The sequence below is a fragment of the Nonomuraea sp. NPDC059007 genome (assembly GCF_042740555.1).
Lineage (GTDB): Bacteria > Actinomycetota > Actinomycetes > Streptosporangiales > Streptosporangiaceae > Nonomuraea.
Genome location: NZ_JBHYJD010000117.1, coordinates 1 through 3,495 on the forward strand (window position 1 = coordinate 1; position 3,495 = coordinate 3,495).

Annotated in this window: 3 protein-coding genes; 1 reads left to right on the plus strand and 2 read right to left on the minus strand. The window is 72.1% G+C overall.

All coding sequences use genetic code 11. The annotated features are described in order from the left end of the window. Positions 1 to 89: 89 nt before the first annotated feature. A complete protein-coding gene (locus tag ACFWY5_RS57920) occupies positions 90 to 1,283 on the minus strand; it encodes a hypothetical protein (protein WP_379628125.1) in 1,194 nt (397 codons plus the stop codon). Positions 1,284 to 1,805: 522 nt separating this feature from the next. On the opposite strand from ACFWY5_RS57920, the gene ACFWY5_RS57925 reads away from it, so the two are divergent. Beyond that, on the plus strand, positions 1,806 to 3,230 hold the full coding sequence (locus ACFWY5_RS57925; protein WP_379628127.1) for a hypothetical protein: 1,425 nt from the start codon (positions 1,806 to 1,808) through the stop codon (positions 3,228 to 3,230). A 79-nt stretch (positions 3,231 to 3,309) separates the two neighbouring features. On the opposite strand, the gene ACFWY5_RS57930 is transcribed toward ACFWY5_RS57925, so the two are convergent. Continuing rightward, positions 3,310 to 3,495, minus strand: a 186-nt coding sequence (locus ACFWY5_RS57930) for a hypothetical protein (protein ID WP_379640392.1), incomplete at its 5' end; no start/stop codon positions are given.

Genomic DNA, 3,495 nt, shown 5'->3' on the forward strand with positions numbered 1-3,495 from the left:
GGGGGGGGGGGGGGGGGGTCGGGGGGGCCCCCCCCCCCCGGGGGGGGGGGGGGGGGGGCCCGGTGGGCGCGGCCCCCCCCACCCCCGGTTCAGTCGCCGGAGGTGTCAGCCGTCGCGCCGTCCCCGGCGATAGCGTCGGCGGGGTTGGCGGGGTTGGCGGGGTTGGCGGGGTTGGCGGGGTTGGCCGGGGTCATGGCGGGGGCGGTGGCCGGGGCAGGGTGGGCCGGGGCGTGGTTGACGGTGGGGGCGAGGGCGAACCGGCGGGGCCGTTCCGTGGTCAGCACCGCGTTCCCGAGCTGAACCAAGCGGTCCAGGGCGTTGGCCACCGCGCCGGACGAACGGCCGCCCAACGCCTTGGCCATGTCATGCGGGCTGAATTCCTTGCCGGGGAACTCGGTCAGGTGCGCGTAGATCTCTTCCCGCAACGCACCCGGCCGCGTGCTGCCACCCGCACCCGTGCCGCCACCGGTCCCCGGACGGGCCCCTGATACCGGGTGGGCGGGGGTGGCGGTGCCGGTCAGCGCCGCCCGCGCACTGCGATGCGCCGACGCGACTTTCGTCATCGCCATTTCCAGGCACCCCAACGCCATCACCGCGTTCCCCTCGTCCTTCGCCGTGAGCACCCCGTAGAACAGGTCCGCCAGCTCCGACAGGTCGGCACGGGCCCGCGCCCACGCCGGGTCATCGGCCACCGGATCAGACACCGGCTCGACCGCGTCGGCGTCAGGGGCCGCGTCGAGGTCACCGTCCACCCCACCCGGCACCTGACCGGCCGCCTCCTCGGTCAGGTCTGCCTCGTCATCGGTCGGCTCGTCCGCCGGGGCGGGCTCGGCCGAACCAATGCCGGACGGGACGACCTCCTCCTCCGAAACGGGCACCGCGTCCGCGTCCGGCGTGTCCGTGTCGGGCATGGGGGTGGGGTCGGGTGCGGCGTCCGGTGTTTCGGGGGCCGGTGTGGGCGCGTCGGCGGTGTCGGTTGGCTCGGTCGGCGCGGCAGTGTCGGCCGGGGAGTCGGTGGGGTCCGTGGTGATCGGGTACCACCGGTCAGCCGCGCGCCCGCGCCCGCCGTCGTTCACGCCCGGCTCACGGCGGGCGTGCCCGTCGGCTTCGAGTTGGCCGAGGATCTTCCCCGCGACCGTGCGGTTCAGGTCGGCCGCCGCCCCGATCATCGTGGCCGACCCGCCGGGCTCGGCGTTCAGTGCGGCCCACACCGCCCCCACACGCCCGTCCGCGTCCGTCGCGGGGTCAGTGACCGGGGCGGCGTCGGGGCCGTCAGGGGCCATTACGGGCGCGTCCGTGGCGGGAATCGCAGCGGCGGTTCCGGTGTCGGTAGGAACGGTTTCGGTAGCGGTCATTTCCGGGGTATGAATAGCCATTTCGTGACGCCCTTTCCGATCGAATTCCCGGCCCCGGTGTGGGCCGGTGTTTTTCGTTTGCGTCACGACCATCCCTCGCCACTAACCCGGCTGGCAAGCCGACCCGGCCACAAATAATGTCACCCCAACGGCTGGAGAGGCTAACCTAACAAAACAACCTCCGACCTGCGAAAACACCTCGCGAGAAGGCGACGGTTTCGACTTGACATCCCGGGCCGGCCCGGCTCGTCACCCCATGAGAAGACGACGGCGGACGATACCCAATTGCCCGAATAGCATCGTGAAGAACCTTCGAGGTAAACGCGTATCCGGGTTGACAATTGTGCCGGGGTCGAGCGTCCATGGAATTAGGCGGGAAACACCGCCGGAAAACCGCACCGGAATAACACGCCGCGCCATTCCGGGGCCACCACGAAAGGGCACACCCGCATGACGCCGAACACCAACGCCACCCCCGACACCGCCGCCGCCAGCATCACCGTGGAACCCGCCCACCTACGCGGGCTGGTCGACACCGGCCCCGGCCACACCCTGATGTGGGACGGACATGACCTGCTGATCGGGCCCGCCGCGATGGCCGACCACGGCACCCTGCTGGAGATCACCACTCAGGAAGAGATCACCGCCACCCTGGCCAACGACGCCCCCGGCGCGCCGCCCACCCCGGGCAGCATCGCCGACAGCGTCACCGTGACCGCCCGCCTCCGCCTCGAAGGTCAGCGGCTCACCGCGTCGCTCATGGCTGTCAGCGGCCCTTACACCGCCGCGCTACGCCCCTACGGCATCCACCGCGACCAGCCCAGCCACCTCGACCCCGCCACCGGCGACATCATCACCCGTTATCGGACGCCCGACGGGGCCACCGCCACCCTCGCCACGCCCTACATGCGCGATACCCGGGCCTCGATCACCATCACCATCACCATCACCGTTGCCGGGGCCGGGGGTGACACCGGGGCCGATCCGGCACCTGCTTACATCGCGACCGTGCCGCGCCGCACCCCGCCCGCCGCCGTCGCCGCGCTGATGGCCACCGCCGCCGGACTCACCCCCCACACCACCGACCTCTACCGCCATCTCAACGACAGCGGCTTCCCCGACACCATCGAGCAGCTCACGATCGCACCCACCTACGCCCGCGCTCTCGCCGCCCACGGCCCCGGTTGGGCGATCATGTGGAACGACGACCACGGCCACCCCGTCATCGCCCGCCCCGAACGCGGCGACGACGGCACCCTGCTGGAAATCTGCCGCTACGAGGAGATGTATACCCTCAGCCGGTGCGACACCTGCGATGACGCCCGCACCTGTGACGCGTGCATGTTCGGACAGCCCGACTTCGAGACGGTCGCCCGCAACATGAGCGACCTCCTCGGCGACTACCACCTCAGCATCGACGACATCGCGTACTGCATGCCCGGCGTCCTGCCCTACACCCGCGCCCTGCGCGCTCACGGCTACGAACGCCACACACAGGGCCACCGCTACAACGCCGACCACACCCGGACGGGCCACCATGACGCCTACGGTCAGGACTACCGTTCGCCTGAAGGCCACCTGGTCGAGGTGATCATCCCGATCAACCCCACCCCCGCCGACCCCGCCGCGCCGCCTCTCACTATCCGGTGGACCTACCTCGGCCACACCACCCCCGGCGACACCTATCCGACGACCGACCTTCTCGCCGACACCCCGCCCGCCGAAGTGGCCGAGCTGATCGCCGCTCACATCGCCATCCACCCGCCCACCCCCACCACCCCCGACACCACGGACGGCGCGGACGGTGCGGACGGTGCGGACGGTGCGGACGGCACGGGCGCGTCTGACAGCGCCGCCACGCCCGCCACCGCATAGCCCCGCCCCCGGGTATGTCTACGGCCCCGGGCACCGCCCCCACGGCGGTACCCGGGGCCGTAGACATGCGCCCGGCCGGTCAGCCCGCGTCGGCGAATCCCCACCCGGTGGCGTCATCCAACGCCGCCAACCCCAAACACCCCACCCGGCACGGCTCACCCGCCCCGGCATCGCACCCGTCACACGCCCGCGCCGGGTCAGCCGGACGGAAGATGCCGACCGGGCCGCCGGGTCGCTCCGCCGCCCGCGTGACGGAGCGGGCCGG